Below are 19,637 nucleotides of genomic sequence, written 5' to 3'. Positions count from 1 at the left end.
AAATTCTGGCTCAATAGATGAGCCAGAATTTTTTATTGTTTTGCAGCGATTGTTTCGCCCATTTTCAAGAATGCATCCGTTAAATTGACACTGTTCTGATCGAAGATAGTCAATCGTACAATCAAATTACCTTGTTCAAATACCATACCGGAAACAGTTCCTAATTCAAACTTCGATTCGTATCCAATTTGATTAGAAATGCCTTCGCCTTGTGGTAATTTTTCTTGTTTATCAATTTTCACAGGCTCTTTACCAATACTTACAGCTGCAATACTTTCAATCATCGTATCTCTAATGATTTCGTAGTCAGCTTCATCTTTGGAAATCGTTTCAACACGCATGAATACGGCTGAATTTTCGTCATAGTAAAGTGAATCTTTATTAGGCTCTTCTCCTGTTAATGAATAGCCATCTAATTTGTAAATCGAATAGTTCTGTTCGTCACTATCCGTTAACTTAGCTGTTTCCTCTTTCTTTTCGTCATCGATTGAATAGGAAAGTGCTTTTTCAGGTCCTCTAGTTTCAGTATCAGTAGAAGTTTCTGTTTCCTCTTTTGATTTATCTTCATCAGCTGTTTCATCAACAGTCGTTTCATCTGATTCAACTTCAGTGGTTTTATCACTTTCAGAACCATTTGCTTCATCAGTAGAGTTACAGGCAGAAAGCATCGTAATTGCTAGAGACAAGGATGCAAATAATAGCCATGATTTTTTCATATAAATATTCCTCCTTTGTGTAGTAGACGTGATGTGATTGTCATATGTTTCAAGAGTTGAGCGGTAAAACCAAAAATAGGAGAATGGTCATTGTAATGTGAGCAATGATAATGAGTGGCATACTTTTTTTCCACTCATACAATAGTCCCCACAGTAACCCTGATGTGACCGCCGCAAGAACTCCCAGCCAAAATCCGCTGAAAGCCATAGATAATCCGAAAAGTAAGGAGGCAACCAATACAGCAAAGAAAGGGCTCATATACCTTTTTAATTTTTGCTGAATAAAGCCGCGCCAAAATAACTCTTCTCCAGGGGCTATAATCAGCATCAATAACAAGTAGTGCCAAACGGTTGTCGGGCCGTAGTCACTCAAAAATCGTTCGACTGAAACTGCTGCCTGATCCGTAAATATTGAAAAGAATCGATATGCAGTAGCAATTAGCCCATAAGTGAGTGTACCATAACCAATTCCGAAAATTAAGTACTCCCAGGTCTGAACTTCGTCTTCCATTTTACCAAGAACAAATGATAAGGCCATAAATAATAGCATAGTGAATGTGTACATATACCAAAAAATTACTTCGAACGAAAAAGTGAGAAAAAGTAATAAATAGACAATAACCAGTAAGACAGTCCATCTTAGATGAGAAGCCATAATATTCAACTTACACACCTCCAGTACTTTTTGGGCTCTGTTAAATTTTTAGGAATCACTCTTCTTCTACTTCAGCAATGGGTGTAGACTCTTGCTCTTTAAGGTATACTATTTTATACCGTTTATGATTAACGACTGTTTTTTCTTCAATTTCGAGTTCGTCGAAATTTTCCATTATGGAAAGATTCACAATGACGGAGTTTTCGTTGACTTTTTCTACTATTCCCTGCAAGCCATCTTTAAATTCAATTATTGATCCTACAGTTGCTATTTCCACAGACATTCAGCTCCTTAATGCAGTCATATTCAATAGTGTGCATGATAATTTTTCTGCCGTAAAGTATTTTCTGAAAACATATTTAAATCAATTGAAATTTTTATATAAAGGGAGACTACCCATGAATACATATGAACAACAATTGGAAGAATTAAGAACTGGTAAACTAACCTCTATTACAATCGAAAAAGACGACTTTTTGGCATTTCGTGAAGTTTTGGTTAAGAGGGAAGACTTTAAACATATAAGAGGTACTGCTAAACAGGGTGGAATTGTTATCTATACTTATGATCTTGAAGCAAGAAGTTAATAAAAATGTCGGATTTTGTCGGAATAAACTTGTGTTTACGATAAGATATTGGTGTATAATAATGGATAATATGGGTTTGGTAAAGGAGGTATCACGTGCCGGAATCAATTCTTGAGCAAGTGGAACTTACAAGAGAAAAAATGATTAAGTCAGCGCTTGAAAATGGTTTTGGAAACGTCAATACTATCCGACTTAGTAAAAAGTTAGATCGTTTATTAAACATATATCAATTAAAAGACTTCCCAAATAAACCGTCGATTGATAAAGAATTAATGAAAAACTAAGCGTTTCTGCTTAGTTTTTTTATTATCTGGTTTTATCAGAATAATAGGTATATTTGGTATACTTATATAGTTAATAAGGGGGATTTAGAATGTCAAAATTGAATTTGCTGAGAAAAAATTTAAATGAGTCAATTGTGGGACGTGAGAAAGAAATAGATTTTATGTTAATTGCTTTAATTCAAGGTGGTCATGTGTTGCTTGAGAGTGTTCCTGGTTCAGGGAAGACGATGATGGCTAAATCTTTTGCACATGCATTTAAAGGGAATTTCAAGAGGTTACAGTTTACACCTGATGTATTGCCTTCTGACGTAACAGGTATCAGTTACTTTGATCCGAAAACACAGGAATTTGTTCTGCGAACTGGACCGGTAGCCACCAACATTTTGCTTGCAGATGAAATTAACCGTGCGACTCCTCGAACTCAATCGAGCTTGTTGGAAGCGATGGAGGAAAAGCAAGTGACAATTGATGGAGAGACGATCGTTCTTCCGAATCCGTTTATGGTAATTGCTACTCAAAATCCTGTGGAATCACAACAAGGTACTTTTTCATTGCCAGCAGCCCAATTGGATCGTTTCTTATTCCGCATTGAAATAAGTTATCCGAGCTTTGAGGAAGAAAGAAGAATTTTAAGAGAGTTTAGTCAAAATCCTGGAGAGGTAAAAACTTCATCGATTATAGACATTGAAGATGTACAACAATGGCGTAGAGAAGTCCGAAACGTAACGGTCCATGAAGATATAGAGACGTATATTTTACAAATCATTCAAGCGACAAGGCAACATGCGCACGTTGAATTAGGATTAAGTTCTCGTGCTTCCCTGGCACTTCTGCATGCAGCACAAGGCTATGCATTCATAAATGGACGTACTTACGTAACCCCGGATGATGTGAAGAAAATGGTTCCACCACTTGCTACCCATAGACTTATATTATCTGCTGAAGGGTTATTGGTCCGTGAACCAGCACAAATTCTCCACGACATTATTGATTCTGTACAAACTCCTGTAGAGGCCATGGCAAGATGACCTGGCAACGGGAATATTTCGGTGCAATGAAGACCAATTGGGTTCTGACAATTATTGCTCTATGCTTTACGATGTCAGTCATTGTTGCGCAATATGTAGCAGCTGGCGTTTTTGGTTTCTTTGGTGTAGTAACGTTCATGCAAATTTATTATTTGAAAAATGTAGGAAAAAAATTGACGTTAGTAAATGATAAAAATAGACGTCGTATGTTCAAAGGAGAAAGGTCTGAATGGGAACTGACATTTGAAAATAAGGGGCTTCCCATTTGGAACGGCCAACTCAGGTTACATTTTCATGATGCAGTTAAGCCACTAAATGATAAGGATACAAGTCATAGTAAACTAATCGAAATTGTCGTTCCTCTGACGATTGGTTATAAAGAAATAGTGACAGTGAAAGTTCCAATTGAAGGGCAGAAGAGAGGATTATCAAAGCTAACAAGTTTGGAATTAACGATTCCGCATGTTTTCGGTGAGGGCTCTGTCTTTTTACTACATAAACCGCTTTTACGAATGGAACAAATGGTTTATCCAACTATTCATTCATTAAAAGACAAAAGAAAACCTTCCCCACTTAAACCGGGGGATTATGAGTATAAATATTCGTTGTATCAAGACTTGTTTTCACCAATAGGGACGAGAAATTACCAGGCAGGTGATCAATTTCATCATATTCACTGGAAAGCCAGTGCAAGAATGCAGCAACTTCAAACGAAAGTTTTCACTCAAGTTGCAAATGAATCTGTATTGTTAGTGTTAAATGTCGTCAATCACTATTCCATTATTTCTGATCTTGAAGAAAGAATTGAGGAAATTGCCTCCTTTGTGGATTATTTCTATAGAGAAGGAATTCCATTTTCATTGACGGTCAATGTCAGATCGTTTGGAACGACCCCATATGTTTATCTTCCTGTTGGAGATGGTCAAAAGCACCGTCAATATGCGATGGAATTATTATCAGTCCTGTCTAATAATGAACTGACGATTCCATTTAACCGTATGTTGATGCATCTGGATATGCATGGAAACCTTCCAATGACAGTCATTATATTTACACATGATTCGCAAGAGCTGGGTAAATATGTGAAGAAATGGGCCAAACAAACTCAAGTGGATGTTCGACTATCGAGTCTTGGAGGTGAAGTGAAATGGCATCAGCAGTCTCTTCAAAGCCATTAGTACAATTCGAATCATTTGGAAAGTTCCTTCAAGATGTATGGTTAATATCATTTCTTTTCATATTTATTAGAGGAGATACGACAATTTCCTTTCCATTCTTATGGATCGGTATTTTATTGTTAATAGCGATCGTAATCAATTTATTTTTCTATAAGACGGGCTACCAAATAGCCATTTCTTTACTAGTTTCAGTAATCTTCGGTCTGTTGGCATTCGTATTCGGGGCTCCATTTTGGTTTTTTGCTGCTATACTAGCATTTTCATTGTGGAGAATACAGGAACGATATTCTAAAATTCAAGAGGATGCCACACATGATGGGTATTTTATGACTCTGCTTCTTGTGCTTTTCTCTTTATCCTATTTTTTAGCGACCATATTAAGAAGACCTGATGCGATAAGAGAGACCATACAATTGGCTATTGTCGGTATACTTTTATTTATGCTGGATCGAATGATTGTTCAATGGAAGCGCTCAAAAGAAGAGAATCGAGTGCCGTTTTATAAACTTGTTTTATTTTATTTGGGAATTATAAGCATTGCAGCATTTGCTTTTGCGGTGATTGCTGGTCTTGCGGGGAAAGCACGAGAATCCATCGTTTTATTATTAGATGATTTGTTTGTATTAATCTTATATCCAGTTGGGATCATAATGGATGGGTTACGTGCAATCTTCAGTAAATTTATAAGTCCACCGGTCGCAAGAGAATCAGCGGACAAGCCAAAAGGACAATTGCAACAAAATGAAGTAGACAATTTTAAGGGAACTGAATTCGGTTTGGATATTCCTTGGGTGGCGATTCTAAGCAGTATTTTAATAATTATAGTAATTTTATTTGTATGGAGATTTGCCAAAAATAAAGCTCAAATTGTAGAATTTGACGATAATCAGGTGGAATACGAAAAAAATGTAAGCAAGTCAAATCATGTGAACGAACAGAAAGATTTGGCATGGAACTATTCGATGGAGACCAACATAGTGAGAGAAGCGTACCGAGATTTTGAAAAGGATGCAAGCTCTAAAGGTTTTACAAGGCATCAAAACGAAACGATACGAGAATGGTTTTTACGAGAAGGATGGAACGTCTCAGAACACTTTTATGACGTTTACGATGTTGTCCGATATAGCGAAGGGTTAATGAATGAACAAGATGGTAAGTGGTTTATTGATGAGCTGAAAAAACTTTCAAAAAAATATTTGATTAATGAGGTTTAATTTATTTGAATATGGGGGAAAGTATATTTGAACACAGCAACATTCTCATTTCCCCCTTTTTATAGGACACATTTCCGAAAGGAATGTGTCCTACTTTTTTTGTCCACACATATCGTCCTCCTTAAAGAATTTTTAAGCAGTTATTTGTGCGCAAGTCAGCGGAAAGCATAACTGTTTACGGAATATCAAACTCCCATTGAGGTTATAAGGGGTAACAAAGCAAAATCAAAAAATAGTTCACTATTTTCCGAATGTTTCGATGCTTAAATGCAGGAACTTTGTTAAACTAATAATCAATTACAGAAATTTTCCAACTTGGAGGTTACATAATGAGTGAAAAAGCACATATCGGTTTTGTAGGAACAGGAGTAATGGGGAAAAGCATCGTCAAACATTTATTGACAGGTGGACACGAAGTTTCCATTTATACACGCACAAAAGAAAAAGCGGAAGACTTACTTGAACTTGGTGCAAAATGGGCCGAGACACCTGGGGAAGTAGCATCTCAAGTAGATATTATTTTCACAATGGTCGGATATCCGTCCGACGTAGCGGAAGTTTATAATGGCGCAAACGGCATATTTGAAAATGGAAAAGAAGGATTAATTGTGGTGGATCTGACGACTTCAACACCGACCCTAGCCATTGATCTTTATAAAAAATCCCAGACACTAAATATGAGTTCACTGGATGCTCCGGTATCTGGTGGTGACGTAGGTGCAAAATCAGGGAAATTATCAATTATGGTCGGCGGCGACAAAGAAGTTTTCGATAAGCTATATCCGATATTTGAACTGTTTGGCGAGCATATCATCTATCAAGGGGATGCAGGTGCAGGTCAGCATACTAAAATGGCCAACCAGATTGCCATTGCCTCTACGATGATAGCAGCTTGTGAAGCAATTACTTATGCGAAGGAAGCAAAGCTGGATCCGGAATTGGTTTTGAAATCTATCACAAAGGGGGCAGCAGGTTCATGGTCCTTGACTAACCTTGCACCACGAATGTTAAAAGACGATTTTGAAGCAGGGTTTTACATGAAACACTTTATTAAAGATATGGGAATTGCATTGGATGAATCCAAAAAAATGAATCTGACATTGCCTGGTCTTGAAATGGCGTATGAAATGTATCAATCATTGGCCAATCAAGGATTTGAAAATGAGGGAACCCAGAGTTTAATCAAGGCTTATCAAAAATAGAATAGAATATAGCGGGGTGCTGTGAGTGAATCAACAACAGACGACGACTCCAAGGAGTCCGATAGCTCTTTATTTATCATTACCGATCTTATCCTGGGCTTTTTACGATTTTGCCAATACCATTTTCTCATCAAATATTAATACGGTATTTTTCCCGTTTTACACAGATGAAGTAATTGGCACAAGTGTAGCCAGGCAGCAAGTGGCCAGTACGTTCGTTTCGTACGCAAATGCAGTCGCCAGTTTTTTCTTAGTAATGTTTGCGCCATTATTTGGCGTATGGATTGACCGGACAGGATATAAGAAACGTTTTATTGTGTGGTTCGCGTCCATTTCCATTCTCGCAACATTCATGATGGGTGTATTTGGTGGATTGGAATCGAATTCTTTAATATGGGGAGTCCCCATGTCCTATGCCTTGGTAGTCATAAGTTTTGTTATTGCCAAATTCTTTTTTAATTCCAGTCTTGTGTTTTATGATTCGATGATGAGTGATTTGGGAACAAAACAAGAAATGCCATTGATTTCTGGATTTGGGGTTGCTGTCGGCTACATTGGTACAATTGTCGGTTTACTCGTTTATCTGCTCGTAAGTGACGGCGAGTTTCACAGAGCATTCATTCCTACTGCTATTTTATATTTACTATTTAGTCTGCCATTATTTTTTATCAATAAAGATGTACCAATTCCTAAGAATCAGAGAATCAAAGGTTCTTTCTTTGATGGATACAAGGAAATTATCAATACGTTTAGAGATATGAAATCCCATAAATCAGTTTTCACATTTATGATTGCATATTTCTTCATTAATGATGCCATTGCAACAACAATTGCCATGATGGCCATTTATGCAACTGTCATCGTCGGTTTTTCTTCTGGACAATTCATCATTCTTTATCTTGTGTCCACAATTTCAACTGTCATCGGATCTTTTGTCTTTGGGTATATAACCAAAAGAATCGGTGCAAAACATGCGGTAACGATTGTAGCCGTTCTTATGATTGTTTCACTGATTGTAGCCGTATTTGCTGTTGAACAATGGATGTTTTGGATTGCTGGCAGTATGTTTGGGGTTTCACTCGGTTCTATGTGGGTGACTTCACGTACCTTAATTATTGAATTGACACCTGAAGACAAGAGAGGGCAATTCTTTGGATTGTTCGCATTCTCCGGAAAAGTGTCTTCCATTATTGGTCCTGCACTGTACGGGACGATTACGTATCAGTTACAGGATTACGGAACTCTAGCAAGTCGAATTGCCTTGTCTACTTTAATTGTCATGACCGTTATTGGATTGATTATTCATTTGAAAGTAAAGCATGATTCATCCATCCAAGTAAATTAAACACTCTAGAAAATCAAAAAAGCCGGTAACCATGTGAGTGGTTCCGGCTTTTTGACAAAATAAGCAAGTATTACGTCATCGACACGCTCTAGCTTTTCTTAAATAAATTTAATCTAAATATGAGCTCCCAAAAGTATAAGTGCGTTTCTTTACTGGTTGTTTTCTAGACTGTGGGGTGGATGCATGTGTGGGTTTTTTACTTATAATCGTTTGATGCAAGCCTGTGTACTCACTTAAAAGTTGTTTGGCTAGATTCAAACTCATTCGTCTTTGTGGATTACGGTAATTTTCATCTAAATGTCCCAAATGTGGAAGGCTTTGAAAATCTTCTTTTTTGGGTAATAAATGAAAGTAGTAATCAGCACACTGAACTAAGACAGAAGATTGTTGTTGACTAAAACGAGGGTTTTTCACAAAATGCAATCCCAATTTTTTAGCACGACCGGTTTCAATCATCTTTTCAATGGTCAATCTTTTTAATTCATACAGGTATTTATTATCAGTAGCTGTTTTCGCATGACGATTAACTGAATAAATAGCAGAAGCCAGTTGTTCATCTGTCCTATCTTGTTTCATGAAACCCCACCCTTCGCATCTTGAAAAATTGAGAATAATAGCCAGAATCAAGAAAAATTCAGAGCATTCAATTAACTACTATCATACCAATTCCTTACCAATCTGTATAGTTGAAAACAAAAAAATATGGAAAAGGTGATAAAAATATGAAAACAAAGAAAACCGCGATTTTGGATATTGGGTCAAATACCATTCGATTAGTCATATATTCCTATGATCATATTAGAGGACTACGGGAATTTGAAAATATAAAAACAGTAGCTCGATTACGCACATTTATTCAAAATGACGGATCCATGTCTGAAGAGGGCATTGAACTTCTTCAGGAAATATTGCAATCCTTTCAACAAATGCTTAAAGACTATGATGTCGATGACGTTCTTGCTACAGCTACTGCGGCAATTCGACAGGCAACCAATCAACAACAAATTGTAGAACGTATGAAGAAAGAAACCGGGTTTGAACTAGATATTTTAAGTGAAGAAGAAGAAGCTTATTTTGGTTTTTTAGCTGTTGCTCATTCTGTATCGACTGAGTCAGCTGTAACAATCGATATCGGTGGTGGGAGCACGGAGATAACGTATTTTGTTAATAAAAAACTACAAAAAACACATAGTTTTCCTTTCGGTGTGGTTTCGTTGCAGCAACAATTCATGAAAGGCGAGAAAATGTCCAGCGTCGAGAGAGACCAGTTATCTTTGTTTGCCGAAGCACAATTCCGATCACTTCCTTGGCTTAATGGCGTGAGCTTACCCGTAATCGGAATCGGAGGGAGTGCACGAAATATTGCGCAAATCGACCAACAACGGAAGGAATATCCGATTTCCAATGTACATCAATATAATATGAACGTAATTGATTTATACACGCTAAGTGACACTTTGGGTGACTTATCTATTAATGAATTAACAAAAATTGATGGCTTATCGAGTGACAGGGCAGATATTATTTTACCTGCACTGGAAGTGTTCCGGGCATTAATGAAAGTTGTGCAATCTCAGGAATTCATTTTCAGTCGTAAAGGGTTGCGGGAAGGAATCATGTTGAACCGTGTCCTCCAAATACATCCAAATGCTCTCAATAAGCATGATGTCTTTACACAAAGTAGCAAGGCACTAGCTGCAGAATTTGAAATGAACGAGCATGAGGCAGAGCACTTACAATTTTTAGCGGAGCAAGTTTATGAGGCTTGTGTAAGTCACCACAAAATTCAATTATCAGAGGACAGTTTAATATTGCTTAGAAGAGCAGCGACTTTATTTTATTTAGGGGAATACATTGACGCAGACTCAGCAAGCCAGCATACATTTTATATTCTATCCAATCGTTCGATTGATGGCTTAGAACATATGGAACGAATTAAATTGGCTCTCGTAGCCTCCTACAAAAATAAAGATACGTTAAAACGTTATGCAGCACCTTTTGAAAAATGGCTTTCAAAAGATGATTTGAAACATTTAAGGGAACTTGGTGCTATTTTAAAATTTGCATATGGCTTGAATGGTTCCAAACGATCGATTGTAAATAAAGTAGAGATGGAGTCATATGGTGAAGGGTTGAAAATGAACATCTTTGTTAAAGGAAATGCAATGGCGGAAGAATATCAAGCAGGAAAACAAAAGAAACATCTTGAACGTTTATGTAAATGTGAAGTAACTCTAGAATTTATTGAAAAGGATGGACAAGCTAATGGCTGAACAACACCCGACAATAGATATTAATCAACCGGATTACTACAACAATCGCGAACTTAGCTGGCTCGCTTTCAATGAACGGGTTTTGGAAGAAGCGGAGGATGACCGGAATCCTTTAGCAGAACGTCTGAAGTTTTTAGCTATTTTCAGTTCAAATTTAGATGAATTTTTTATGGTGCGTATCGCAGGCCTTCAAGACCAGGTTCGGGTAGGTTTTCAAAAACCTGAAAACAAAGCGGGTCTGACTCCTAAAGAACAATTGAAAAAAATAGCCAAGAAAACACATGCCCTCGTAAAAAGACAATCTGAATTGTACATGCAACTAATGAATAACCACATTAAGAAAGAAAATGTGGTTGTATTATCGATGGCCGAGTTATCTAAGACCCAAAGTGTTTTCGCACAACATTTTTTTGAAGAGCATGTTTTCCCTGTCCTAACTCCAGTGGCAGTAGACGCCTATCGTCCCTTTCCAACATTGCTAAGTAAAACCATGAATATCATTGTTATGTTGGAACAGGAAAACGAGGAAGAACTCCAGCAAAAAGTGGCAATCGTTCAGGTGCCATCTGTTCTGGCACGGATGATTAAGGTTCCATCAAAAGACAATATTGATGCTTATATTTACTTGGAAGATTTAATTATCAATCAGATCAATACCTTGTTTTATGGTTATAAAGTGAAAGCTGTTAACACATTTCGCATGACACGAAACGCCGATTTAACCATTCATGAAGAAGGTGCCAGGGATCTTTTAGTCGAAATTGAAAAAGAATTAAAGAAACGGAAATGGGGAGCCGCAAGCCGTCTTGAGGTTCGGGCAAAAGAAATTAACCCAAATGTTTTATCTTATTTATTGAATGAGCTTGAAATACATAAAGACGACGTCTATGAAATTGATTGTCCAATCGATTTGACGTTTTTATTTTCATTCATTAAAGATATAAGAGTAGGGCGTGAGCATCTGGAGTTTGAGAATTTCATTCCACAACCACCGTACGATTTGGAATCTGATGAGGATTTATTTGAAAAAGCGTTACAGCAGGATCTGTTTTTCCATCATCCTTACGAATCTTTTGCGCCAATCGTAGACTTTGTTTCTGAGGCTGCCGAAGATCCCAATGTTCTTGCCATAAAACAGACACTTTATCGAGTTAGTGGTAATTCACCTATGATCCATGCACTGAAAAAAGCAGCAGAGAATGGAAAACAAGTGACGGTTCTAGTTGAATTAAAAGCCAGATTTGATGAAGAAAACAACGTACATTGGGCAAAAGAGCTGGAGCAGGCAGGTTGTCTCGTCATTTATGGCATGCATAATTTAAAGACGCATTCCAAAATCACATTAATTGTACGAAGCAGGAACGGAAGAATCGAACGATTTGTTCATCTTGGAACTGGCAACTACAATGATCAAACGGCAAAAATTTATACAGATATGGGCATTATTACGACAGAAAAGAAATTCGGGATTGATGCAACTAATTTCTTTAATTTCTTAAGTGGTTATACTGAAAAACCAAAATTCCATCATTTGGTTGTCGCTCCGTATGATATTCGGAATGAGTTTATTAAGCTGATTGAACAAGAAATTGAGTTCCAAAAAAAGACTGGTACTGGCTATATCCGAGCAAAAATGAATTCATTGACAGATAAAGAATTGATTATGAAGATGTACGAGGCTTCAATAGCAGGTGTGAAAATTGATTTGATTGTTCGTGGCATCTGTTGTTTACGGCCACAGATTAAGGGAATCAGCGAGAACATTCGAGTAATCAGTATAGTGGGAAGGTTTTTGGAACATTCGAGAATTTACTGGTTCCACCACAATGGCGAAAATCGTGTTTATCTATCATCGGCGGATATGATGACAAGAAACATGATCAAACGAGTGGAAATACTTTTTCCGATTTTTGAAAAGTCTATAAAAAAACGAATCATGAACTTGATCTTATTTCAAATGGAAGATACAGCAAAGGCAAGAGAACAGGATCAATCTGGTGAGTACCATCATTGTTTGCCAAAAAATAATGAGCCTGTATGGAACAGTCAGGAAGAACTATTAAAATTGGCTTACCGCGTATCAAATGATGGAGAATAAGGTTTTTTATATTATCTACTATACTTTTTTACAATAGTAATGGCATAATGAAATGGAAGAAAGAATATTCAGAATTAAAAGGGGTGTCGGTTATGTTGTTGAAAGATCAAACGATTATTATTACAGGTGGTTCCAGTGGAATGGGATTCTATATGGCAAAACGGTTTGTTGAAGAAGGTGCCAATGTTGTGATTACGGGTCGTAATATGGAACGTCTTGAAACAGCTCAAAAGGCAATTTCTCATGATTTAAGCCGCGTTGGAATTTTTCAGATGGACGTTCGCGAACCAGAACATGTGCAGGCTATGGTTCAGTATGCAGACGAAACGTTTGGGCGAATTGATGGCCTGGTTAACAATGCAGCTGGTAATTTTATTGTGCATGCTGAAAAGCTATCACCAAACGGATGGAAGTCGGTCATCGATATCGTTTTAAATGGGACATTTTATTGTTCACAAGCCGTTGCCAACTATTGGATTGAAAAAGAGCAAAAAGGTTCGATTCTTAATATGTTGGCTACGTATGCATGGAATGCTGGAGCTGGTGTAGTACACAATGCAGCTGCGAAAGCAGGTGTTATGTCATTAACCCGTACCCTTGCTGTTGAATGGGGCCATAAATATGGAATACGAGTTAACGGCATTGCACCGGGACCGATTGAACGTACAGGTGGAGCTGAAAAACTATGGGAATCAGAAGAAGCTGCCGCACGGACGCTTAAATCTGTTCCACTTGGTCGACTTGGACGTCCTGAAGAAATCGCAGATCTTGCATCATTTATGCTATCTGATAAAGCAGCCTATATGAATGGTGAAATCATCACGCTAGATGGTGGGCAGTGGTTAAATAAATTCCCATTTTAAGCTTAGAATTCTTAATTTAAACCATACTAATGCTACTTCATTATCGAAAGGGTAGGATAAGTATGGATATATGGACTTTGCCTTTAATTATCGCTATTGTTATGATCGCATTGATTGGATTGTATGGAACTTGGAAAGTCATGAAACTTGAGAGTAGACGACAGCAAGTAAATGACACCCCCATCGCTCAAACTGTAAAAGATCATCCTACTTCTATCAATCCAATTATCTTGGTTTATGTCGTTGCCGGTATATTAATGTTCAGTATTATCATGTACTACGTCATCACTTCTTCCTCTTATTAGAGAAGGAATTTAGCCTGCTGTAAACGAATTTTTTACACTTAATCAAAAAAGAAGGTGGTCGGCTATTTCTTTCGCTTTCCGCGGACGAAACGCAAGCCTCCTCGGCTCAGTTGTCTCTGACAACTGAGCCTGTGGGGTCTAGCTTGTTCCGTTTATTCCGCAGGAGTCTTCAGAAATAACCAACCACTTTCCTACTTAAATATTTTGAATGAAAACGTTGACACAAGCGCTTTCTGTTGATTGGAGTGGAGGCGGCGGAAAACAACTGCTCCTGCGGTTACTCGTCGCAAAGAAATTGGCAAACCAATTTCTTTTCAGCGGGAACAGCACGAGCTGAAGGCCCCGCAGTAACGCAGTGACGCAGTGACGAGGAGACTGAAGCCGTGTCCGCGAAACGCGTCCGCCGCAAAGGAAATCAACATTTTCTTGTATTGGTACCTTTACAAGTATGCAGTTATATTCATTTTATTATTTGTCTCCAATTTGACTTCTTCCTATTATCAGAGGAAGAAGTTTTATTTTGACCGAAAACGTTTACATCCATGTTCATCTTCAGAATATGATATGATAAAAGAGCAGTATGCTGTTCGCAATTAGAACAGATAAAGGAGTAGAAGTGTATGCTTTCGGTTACAAGCAGAGATTTTTTGGATATGCAAATCGAAGAATTCATCATCTCATCAGAAAAAGTAGCACATGTGCAAGTTGGAAATAGTGCAGAACATGCCTTATTAGTATTGACAAAGACTGGGTATTCATCCGTTCCGGTTTTAGATTTCAAGTATCGTTTAAAAGGATTAGTAAGTACGCAAATGATCACGGATGCCATTTTGGGTCTTGACCATATTGAATACGAACGTCTACCGGATATAAAAGTGGATGATGTTATGCAGTCACCTGTTCCAACCATTCATATTAATGAAAAATTCAAAAAAGGCCTAGACCTTTTGATCAATCATCCGTTCCTATGTGTAGTAGATGATGAAGAAACATTTATCGGGATTTTAACGCGACGAGTTGTCTTGAAGCAATTAAAAAAACATATCTATCAAAATAATCAGTAATGTGCAAAAATAAGAGAAGATCTCCATGGGAGGTCTTCTTTTTTCGTCTTAACTTCATGAATTATTAGATATAATATTCTGTTGCAATTAGTTTTAAATAAAGGAGTGAAGTGCGTGACGACCAATGAATCGCAAATTATAAAAATTTTATCGGAAGAACGCAATATGAGAAAAGCTGCTGAACGCCTTTTTCTGTCTCAACCAGCATTATCTCAACGCCTTCAATCCATTGAAAAGGAATGGGGGGCTCAACTGTTTCTTCGTTCGCAAAAAGGACTTACGGCAACCCCAGCAGGCGAAATTGTGATTCAATTCGCGATAGATACCATCGCCAAACAAGAAGAAATTTTTGAAATCATACAATCGATGACATCGAAAGTACACGGTACATTGAAAATTGCATGTGCCTCGATCGTCGGACAGAATTGGCTTCCTATGGTACTAAAGGATTTCGTCACGAAATATCCCGAAGCAAAAATTTCACTGATTACGGGCTGGAGCTCTGAAATAGTTAAATCCCTTTATGATGGAGAGGCGCACATCGGTATTGTCAGAGGACATACGGAATGGAAAGGAACGAAAGTTCATCTTTTCCGAGACACTTTATATTTGGTTGACCAGGAACTGAAAGAAGTAGAGGATGTATTGTCTACCGATCGACCGTTTATACAGTTCAAAAGTGATTCCAATTACTATCAAGAAATTCAGGCATGGTGGCAACGTCACTTCTCCTCTAGTCCAAGGCGCCAGATTACGGTAGATCAAATAGAAACATGTAAACAAATGGCACTAAACGGTATTGGCTATGCCATCCTTCCATCTATAACATTGAGTGGGCTGGAGAAAATAAATAAAATTCCATTAACCAATCAAGCGGAAGAATTTGAATTGACCCGTGATACTTGGTTAATTGGATATGAGTCGGCTTTTGAATTAAGACAAGTAGAAGCTTTTGTGAATGTTGTGGAAGAACATGCAAAAAGATTGCATGATTATTCAAACTAAAATGATGTAATCTTTTAAGATTTCCTGTACAATTAGTCCATATTTTGCAAGTTTGAAAGGAGTTCAATGACAATGAAACAAATGGATGCATACGAAATCATTTCTTATATTCAACACGCTAAAAAATCAACACCGGTAAAGGTTTATGTAAATGGTGAGAACTTACAAAAGCTTTCTTTCGGTGAAAATACTAAAATTTTCGGTGAAGGTAATTCTCTTGTGCTTTTCGGTGAGTGGTCTGAAATTGAAGCTGCTTTAACATTACATAAAGAACAAATTACAGATGTGGTCGTAGAAAATGACCGCCGAAATTCTGCAATCCCTTTAGTGGATCTAAAGGGAATCAATTCCCGCATTGAGCCAGGTGCCTTTATTCGCGATCAAGTGGAAATCGGCAATAACTGTATCATTATGATGGGTGCTGTCATCAATATTGGAGCAGTAATTGGCGATGGAACGATGATTGATATGGGCGCAATCCTTGGTGGACGTGCAACTGTCGGAAAGAATTGTCATATTGGTGCGGGTGCAGTTTTAGCAGGTGTAATTGAGCCACCTTCAGCCATGCCTGTAATTGTGGAAGACGATGTACTTGTCGGAGCAAATGCGGTCGTTCTAGAAGGCGTTAAAATCGGAAAAGGTGCCGTTGTTGCGGCCGGAGCAATTGTCACTAAAGATGTTCCTCCATACACAGTAGTGGCAGGCACGCCAGCAAAAGTAATTAAAGAGATTGATGATAAAACAAAATCAAAAACTGAAATCATGCACGAACTTCGCCAATTGTAGGGAGTAACAATGAAAACTCTTCAACAAATACGACGTGACTTACATCAAATTCCCGAAATCGGTTTTCATGAATTCAAGACACAAGCCTATTTATTGAATGAAATTTATTCGATGGATCAAGAAAGGTTAAAAGTCGTTAAATGGAAAACTGGAATTGTTGTTCATGTAAAAGGGCTCGCTCCAAAAAAGACTATCGGATGGAGATCTGATATTGATGGTCTACCTATTAATGAACAAACGGGTTTCTCTTTTGAATCCATTCATCCGGGTTTTATGCATGCTTGTGGTCATGATATTCATATGACGGTTGCATTGGGTCTTTTAAGATTGGTGAATCAAACGCCTATTAATGACCACATGGTATTTTTGTTTCAACCTGCAGAAGAAGGTCCAGGTGGAGCACTGCCAATGCGGGAATGGCTAAAAAATCAACATCCGGAACTGCTTCCAGATGTAATTTTGGCATTTCACATTGCGCCAGAATATCCCGTTGGTACGATTGCTACCCGTCCAGGATTGCTTTTTGCGAATACTTCAGAGTTGTTCATAGATTTAGTTGGTTTGGAAGGACATGCAGCCTATCCCCACCGTACGAAAGATATGACGATAGCTGCAGCCAGTTTATTGATGCAGCTACAGACCATCGTTAGCCGTGCAATCAACCCGCTCGAATCAGCTGTGGTGACAGTAGGGAAAATGACATCCGGAACGGTGCAGAATATCATTTCAGGACATGCTCGCTTGGAAGGAACAATCCGTACGATGGATGCAGCAACAATGCAGACTGTAAAAAAACGAATTGAAGCACTATGTAAATCTACAGAAATTGCTTTTGAATGTCAGGTGAAAATCGATTACGGTTCTTCCTATTATCAAGTTTATAATTCAGAAGAAATTACCCAGAACTTTCTTTCATTTGCCGATCGGGATGAAACGACGAATGCCATAGTTTGCGATGCGGCTATGACAGGTGAAGACTTTGGCTATTTCCTGCAAGAAATACCAGGCTTTTTATTCTGGGCAGGAGTGGATTCATCCTATGGATTGCATAATGCGAAACTGAATCCGCATGAAAAAGTGATTGATTACCTTGTTCCTTTTGTGGAATCCTATATTCGATCTCTTTGAAATTATATATAAGAAAAAGACGTTCTGAATTCAGGACGTCTTTTTTCATTGAACTCGAAATTATTAACAGTGACCAGGACAGCCAGTTAAATTTCCTTCATTAAATATAGCAAGTTGATCTTGAATATCTGAAGCTTCAGGACTGTCTTCAACTGGGTTTGTAAGGAACAAGTTTGCTTGAGCGATTAAAGCAAGCGCCTCCGGACAAGATGCTCCGTTCAAAATGTTAAGGTTTGCCGTCAATAACTGCGCATATAATTGGTTGTATTGCGGGGATGGACTTCCTGGGACAGCATTAGTAAACACAGCTGTTATATCAGCTAGTGAGTCGACTGTAAAGCTGAAACCTAAGTTCCCACTTCCTAACACGATTGTACCGCCAGCCAATGCAAGCAATTCTAATGTCAAGTCAGTATTTGTTTGAAACATGCCGCGTGTTAAAGTACAACCTGTGCTTGGTTCTTCTTGACAGTTTGGAGCAGGGGATGCTAATCCACAAGCCACAACTCCTCGTTGAGCGCTAACATTCGCGTCAAACGTTACTGGAATGTTTACACAAAGTACTTGTGAGTAGATGAAGGTACATGAACCGGATGGACTTGGGGTATAGCCTAGAGCTCTACAACGTGTTAATGAAGGAGTTCCTACACAGTTCACTCTCGGACGACCAGGAACTACGGTTGGTGTCACCGTTACATCAGCTTCCACACAAACTTCTGCACTGACTGTAGGTGTACATCCAGGTAACAGAACTTCTTGTGCATTTACAATATTTTTATTTTCTTCCGTCATAATTAAATTTTCACCTCCTTTATCTAAAATTTTCCCTACCTGAGTTACACTACTTTAGTAGGATCAAGCGGGTGTTGAGTCATCAGGACATCCTGCCACAGGGAAGGCATTACCACACGCAACTACCCCTCTTGTTGCTTCAACAGTTGCATCAAACGTAATTGGAATATTTACGCAAAGCACTTGTGAGAAGGTAAAGGTACATGTACCTGTTGGACTTGGAGTATACCCAAGGGCCCTACAACGTGTTAGAGAAGGAGTTCCTACACAGTTCACTGTTGGACGAAGAGCAACCACGGTTGGAGTCACCGTTACTTCAGCCTCCACACAAACTTCTGCACTGACTGTAGGAGTACATCCAGGTAAAAGAACTTGTTGTGCATTTACAACAGGGTTAATCTCGCCAGCGCTCGTTCCATTATCACCTCCACAACCACAAGGTTTTTTTTCTATTGTCATATAATCACCTCCTTTCACGTTTAAATTAAACTACTCTTTATTTAATTCGAATCTATCGTCAAACGCTTGTGTGTTCACCTATTTTGGAGAATTAATAGATTTCTTGAAAGAAATAAATCTACTTAAATATCGTTTCACCATATGTGATAAATTAACTTGCAAGAAAAAAACATCAATTTAATTGAAATTGATGTTTTTTCCTCTATTTTCTATTTTCAACAGCAATCACATTGCTTGTTACGTTTTTTGCAACCAACTTCGTTCTTCTCTGCATCAACTTCGGCACTAAAATGAACTGGAATTCTAATTCGAATTAATTGACTCACAATGACTGTACACTCTTCTTCCGAAGAATTTATATTTTCTGAAGATGGCTCAACTGACGAATCCAAGCATTCAATATCAATTTGTCCAACTGAAACATGGGGGTTTATGGTCACTTTTGCTTCAATACATATTTCTTCGTCAAAAACAGCTTTTGCTTTGGAACTTGAATCAGTTGCAAGAAGTTCTTGTGGTACTGGGGGATTCGAAGTCAGTGGAGGCAGAGGGTGTTTATAATGTCGTTTGGGACGTTTTTTGGGCATGGGATCTCTTCCTTTCTATTTAATTTATAACTATTTAATGCTAAAACTTTTTTTATGTCTAATCATGT

22 protein-coding genes are annotated in these 19,637 nt (G+C 38.0%); 15 read left to right on the top strand and 7 right to left on the bottom strand.

Annotation, left to right across the window (positions count from 1 at the left end; all coding sequences use genetic code 11):
• Nucleotides 1-32: 32 nt before the first annotated feature.
• The 3 genes from M9R32_RS04830 to M9R32_RS04820 are packed head-to-tail and all read right to left on the bottom strand — an operon-like array spanning nucleotide 33 to nucleotide 1,648.
• Complete coding sequence (locus M9R32_RS04830) at nucleotides 33-716, bottom strand: hypothetical protein (RefSeq protein WP_269925604.1); 684 nt, start codon at nucleotides 714-716, stop codon at nucleotides 33-35.
• A 49-nt stretch (nucleotides 717-765) separates the two neighbouring features.
• Nucleotides 766-1,371 carry a CPBP family intramembrane glutamic endopeptidase gene (locus M9R32_RS04825; RefSeq protein ID WP_269925783.1) on the bottom strand — a complete coding sequence of 202 codons (606 nt, stop codon included), beginning with the start codon at nucleotides 1,369-1,371 and terminating at the stop codon, nucleotides 766-768.
• Nucleotides 1,372-1,426: 55 nt separating this feature from the next.
• On the bottom strand, nucleotides 1,427-1,648 hold the full coding sequence (locus M9R32_RS04820; RefSeq protein WP_269925603.1) for a DUF2187 family protein: 222 nt from the start codon (nucleotides 1,646-1,648) through the stop codon (nucleotides 1,427-1,429).
• A gap of 121 nt (nucleotides 1,649-1,769) precedes the next feature.
• Between M9R32_RS04820 and M9R32_RS04815 the strand changes: the two genes are divergently transcribed.
• The 7 genes from M9R32_RS04815 (at nucleotide 1,770) to M9R32_RS04785 (ending at nucleotide 8,209) form a co-directional block, all read left to right on the top strand.
• A complete protein-coding gene (locus M9R32_RS04815) occupies nucleotides 1,770-1,958 on the top strand; it encodes a hypothetical protein (RefSeq protein WP_269925602.1) in 189 nt (62 codons plus the stop codon).
• A gap of 95 nt (nucleotides 1,959-2,053) precedes the next feature.
• Nucleotides 2,054-2,242 (top strand): aspartyl-phosphate phosphatase Spo0E family protein, encoded by a 189-nt coding sequence (locus M9R32_RS04810; protein ID WP_269925601.1) that lies wholly within the window; start codon nucleotides 2,054-2,056, stop codon nucleotides 2,240-2,242.
• Nucleotides 2,243-2,331: 89 nt separating this feature from the next.
• A complete protein-coding gene (locus M9R32_RS04805; protein WP_269925600.1) occupies nucleotides 2,332-3,270 on the top strand; it encodes an AAA family ATPase in 939 nt (312 codons plus the stop codon).
• Nucleotides 3,267-4,448, top strand: coding sequence for a DUF58 domain-containing protein (locus M9R32_RS04800; protein ID WP_269925599.1), 1,182 nt, complete (start codon nucleotides 3,267-3,269; stop codon nucleotides 4,446-4,448). Before M9R32_RS04805 ends, M9R32_RS04800 begins: the two co-directional genes overlap by 4 nt.
• A complete protein-coding gene (locus M9R32_RS04795; protein WP_269925598.1) occupies nucleotides 4,418-5,662 on the top strand; it encodes a hypothetical protein in 1,245 nt (414 codons plus the stop codon). Before M9R32_RS04800 ends, M9R32_RS04795 begins: the two co-directional genes overlap by 31 nt.
• A gap of 329 nt (nucleotides 5,663-5,991) precedes the next feature.
• Entirely contained in the window at nucleotides 5,992-6,864 is an 873-nt protein-coding gene (locus tag M9R32_RS04790) for an NAD(P)-dependent oxidoreductase (RefSeq protein WP_269925597.1), read from the top strand.
• A 25-nt stretch (nucleotides 6,865-6,889) separates the two neighbouring features.
• A complete protein-coding gene (locus M9R32_RS04785) occupies nucleotides 6,890-8,209 on the top strand; it encodes an MFS transporter (protein ID WP_269925596.1) in 1,320 nt (439 codons plus the stop codon).
• 108 nt (nucleotides 8,210-8,317) lie between these two features.
• Here the strand turns inward: M9R32_RS04785 and M9R32_RS04780 are convergent, their stop codons facing one another.
• A complete protein-coding gene (locus tag M9R32_RS04780; protein WP_269925595.1) occupies nucleotides 8,318-8,785 on the bottom strand; it encodes a YkyB family protein in 468 nt (155 codons plus the stop codon).
• A 146-nt stretch (nucleotides 8,786-8,931) separates the two neighbouring features.
• On the opposite strand from M9R32_RS04780, the gene M9R32_RS04775 reads away from it, so the two are divergent.
• The 8 genes from M9R32_RS04775 to M9R32_RS04740 all read left to right on the top strand — a co-directional run bounded on the left by M9R32_RS04775 (nucleotide 8,932) and on the right by M9R32_RS04740 (nucleotide 17,731).
• Nucleotides 8,932-10,482 (top strand): Ppx/GppA family phosphatase, encoded by a 1,551-nt coding sequence (locus M9R32_RS04775; RefSeq protein ID WP_269925594.1) that lies wholly within the window; start codon nucleotides 8,932-8,934, stop codon nucleotides 10,480-10,482.
• Complete coding sequence (locus tag M9R32_RS04770; protein WP_269925593.1) at nucleotides 10,475-12,580, top strand: RNA degradosome polyphosphate kinase; 2,106 nt, start codon at nucleotides 10,475-10,477, stop codon at nucleotides 12,578-12,580. Before M9R32_RS04775 ends, M9R32_RS04770 begins: the two co-directional genes overlap by 8 nt.
• 92 nt (nucleotides 12,581-12,672) lie before the next feature.
• Nucleotides 12,673-13,443, top strand: coding sequence for a 2,4-dienoyl-CoA reductase (gene fadH / locus M9R32_RS04765; protein WP_269925592.1), 771 nt, complete (start codon nucleotides 12,673-12,675; stop codon nucleotides 13,441-13,443).
• A gap of 62 nt (nucleotides 13,444-13,505) precedes the next feature.
• A complete protein-coding gene (locus tag M9R32_RS04760) occupies nucleotides 13,506-13,748 on the top strand; it encodes a hypothetical protein (protein WP_269925591.1) in 243 nt (80 codons plus the stop codon).
• A gap of 620 nt (nucleotides 13,749-14,368) precedes the next feature.
• Complete coding sequence (gene cbpB / locus M9R32_RS04755; protein WP_269925590.1) at nucleotides 14,369-14,812, top strand: cyclic-di-AMP-binding protein CbpB; 444 nt, start codon at nucleotides 14,369-14,371, stop codon at nucleotides 14,810-14,812.
• 114 nt (nucleotides 14,813-14,926) lie between these two features.
• Nucleotides 14,927-15,817, top strand: a complete 891-nt coding sequence (locus M9R32_RS04750; RefSeq protein ID WP_269925589.1) for a LysR family transcriptional regulator — start codon at nucleotides 14,927-14,929, stop codon at nucleotides 15,815-15,817.
• Nucleotides 15,818-15,889: 72 nt separating this feature from the next.
• Nucleotides 15,890-16,603, top strand: coding sequence for a 2,3,4,5-tetrahydropyridine-2,6-dicarboxylate N-acetyltransferase (gene dapD / locus M9R32_RS04745; RefSeq protein ID WP_269925588.1), 714 nt, complete (start codon nucleotides 15,890-15,892; stop codon nucleotides 16,601-16,603).
• Between the two features lie 9 nt (nucleotides 16,604-16,612).
• Nucleotides 16,613-17,731: an N-acetyldiaminopimelate deacetylase gene (locus M9R32_RS04740; protein ID WP_269925587.1), complete on the top strand. Its 1,119-nt coding sequence runs from the start codon at nucleotides 16,613-16,615 to the stop codon at nucleotides 17,729-17,731.
• A gap of 63 nt (nucleotides 17,732-17,794) precedes the next feature.
• On the opposite strand, the gene M9R32_RS04735 is transcribed toward M9R32_RS04740, so the two are convergent.
• The 3 genes from M9R32_RS04735 to M9R32_RS04725 all read right to left on the bottom strand — a co-directional run bounded on the left by M9R32_RS04735 (nucleotide 17,795) and on the right by M9R32_RS04725 (nucleotide 19,569).
• The gene (locus M9R32_RS04735) at nucleotides 17,795-18,523 is read right to left on the bottom strand and encodes a hypothetical protein (protein WP_269925586.1); all 729 of its coding nucleotides are present in this window, start codon (nucleotides 18,521-18,523) and stop codon (nucleotides 17,795-17,797) included.
• Nucleotides 18,524-18,586: 63 nt separating this feature from the next.
• A complete protein-coding gene (locus M9R32_RS04730; protein WP_269925585.1) occupies nucleotides 18,587-18,982 on the bottom strand; it encodes a hypothetical protein in 396 nt (131 codons plus the stop codon).
• Between the two features lie 215 nt (nucleotides 18,983-19,197).
• Nucleotides 19,198-19,569 carry a hypothetical protein gene (locus M9R32_RS04725; RefSeq protein WP_269925584.1) on the bottom strand — a complete coding sequence of 124 codons (372 nt, stop codon included), beginning with the start codon at nucleotides 19,567-19,569 and terminating at the stop codon, nucleotides 19,198-19,200.
• Nucleotides 19,570-19,637 lie beyond the last annotated feature (68 nt).

The organism is Paenisporosarcina quisquiliarum, assembly GCF_027563315.1.
Lineage (GTDB): Bacteria > Bacillota > Bacilli > Bacillales_A > Planococcaceae > Paenisporosarcina > Paenisporosarcina quisquiliarum.
This window is presented reverse-complemented; position numbering and strand designations above follow the sequence as displayed.

Excerpts from the sequence above, each read along its gene's own strand:
- M9R32_RS04830 (WP_269925604.1), bottom strand. The coding sequence starts at position 716 with ATGAAAAAATCATGGCTATTATTTGCATCCTTGTCTCTAGCAATTACG.
- M9R32_RS04825 (WP_269925783.1), bottom strand. The coding sequence starts at position 1,371 with ATGGCTTCTCATCTAAGATGGACTGTCTTACTGGTTATTGTCTATTTA.
- M9R32_RS04815 (WP_269925602.1), top strand. The coding sequence starts at position 1,770 with ATGAATACATATGAACAACAATTGGAAGAATTAAGAACTGGTAAACTA.
- M9R32_RS04805 (WP_269925600.1), top strand. The coding sequence starts at position 2,332 with ATGTCAAAATTGAATTTGCTGAGAAAAAATTTAAATGAGTCAATTGTG.
- M9R32_RS04800 (WP_269925599.1), top strand. The coding sequence starts at position 3,267 with ATGACCTGGCAACGGGAATATTTCGGTGCAATGAAGACCAATTGGGTT.
- M9R32_RS04795 (WP_269925598.1), top strand. The coding sequence starts at position 4,418 with ATGGCATCAGCAGTCTCTTCAAAGCCATTAGTACAATTCGAATCATTT.
- M9R32_RS04790 (WP_269925597.1), top strand. The coding sequence starts at position 5,992 with ATGAGTGAAAAAGCACATATCGGTTTTGTAGGAACAGGAGTAATGGGG.
- M9R32_RS04780 (WP_269925595.1), bottom strand. The coding sequence starts at position 8,785 with ATGAAACAAGATAGGACAGATGAACAACTGGCTTCTGCTATTTATTCA.
- M9R32_RS04775 (WP_269925594.1), top strand. The coding sequence starts at position 8,932 with ATGAAAACAAAGAAAACCGCGATTTTGGATATTGGGTCAAATACCATT.
- M9R32_RS04770 (WP_269925593.1), top strand. The coding sequence starts at position 10,475 with ATGGCTGAACAACACCCGACAATAGATATTAATCAACCGGATTACTAC.
- fadH (WP_269925592.1), top strand. The coding sequence starts at position 12,673 with ATGTTGTTGAAAGATCAAACGATTATTATTACAGGTGGTTCCAGTGGA.
- M9R32_RS04760 (WP_269925591.1), top strand. The coding sequence starts at position 13,506 with ATGGATATATGGACTTTGCCTTTAATTATCGCTATTGTTATGATCGCA.
- cbpB (WP_269925590.1), top strand. The coding sequence starts at position 14,369 with ATGCTTTCGGTTACAAGCAGAGATTTTTTGGATATGCAAATCGAAGAA.
- dapD (WP_269925588.1), top strand. The coding sequence starts at position 15,890 with ATGAAACAAATGGATGCATACGAAATCATTTCTTATATTCAACACGCT.
- M9R32_RS04740 (WP_269925587.1), top strand. The coding sequence starts at position 16,613 with ATGAAAACTCTTCAACAAATACGACGTGACTTACATCAAATTCCCGAA.
- M9R32_RS04735 (WP_269925586.1), bottom strand. The coding sequence starts at position 18,523 with ATGACGGAAGAAAATAAAAATATTGTAAATGCACAAGAAGTTCTGTTA.
- M9R32_RS04730 (WP_269925585.1), bottom strand. The coding sequence starts at position 18,982 with ATGACAATAGAAAAAAAACCTTGTGGTTGTGGAGGTGATAATGGAACG.
- M9R32_RS04725 (WP_269925584.1), bottom strand. The coding sequence starts at position 19,569 with ATGCCCAAAAAACGTCCCAAACGACATTATAAACACCCTCTGCCTCCA.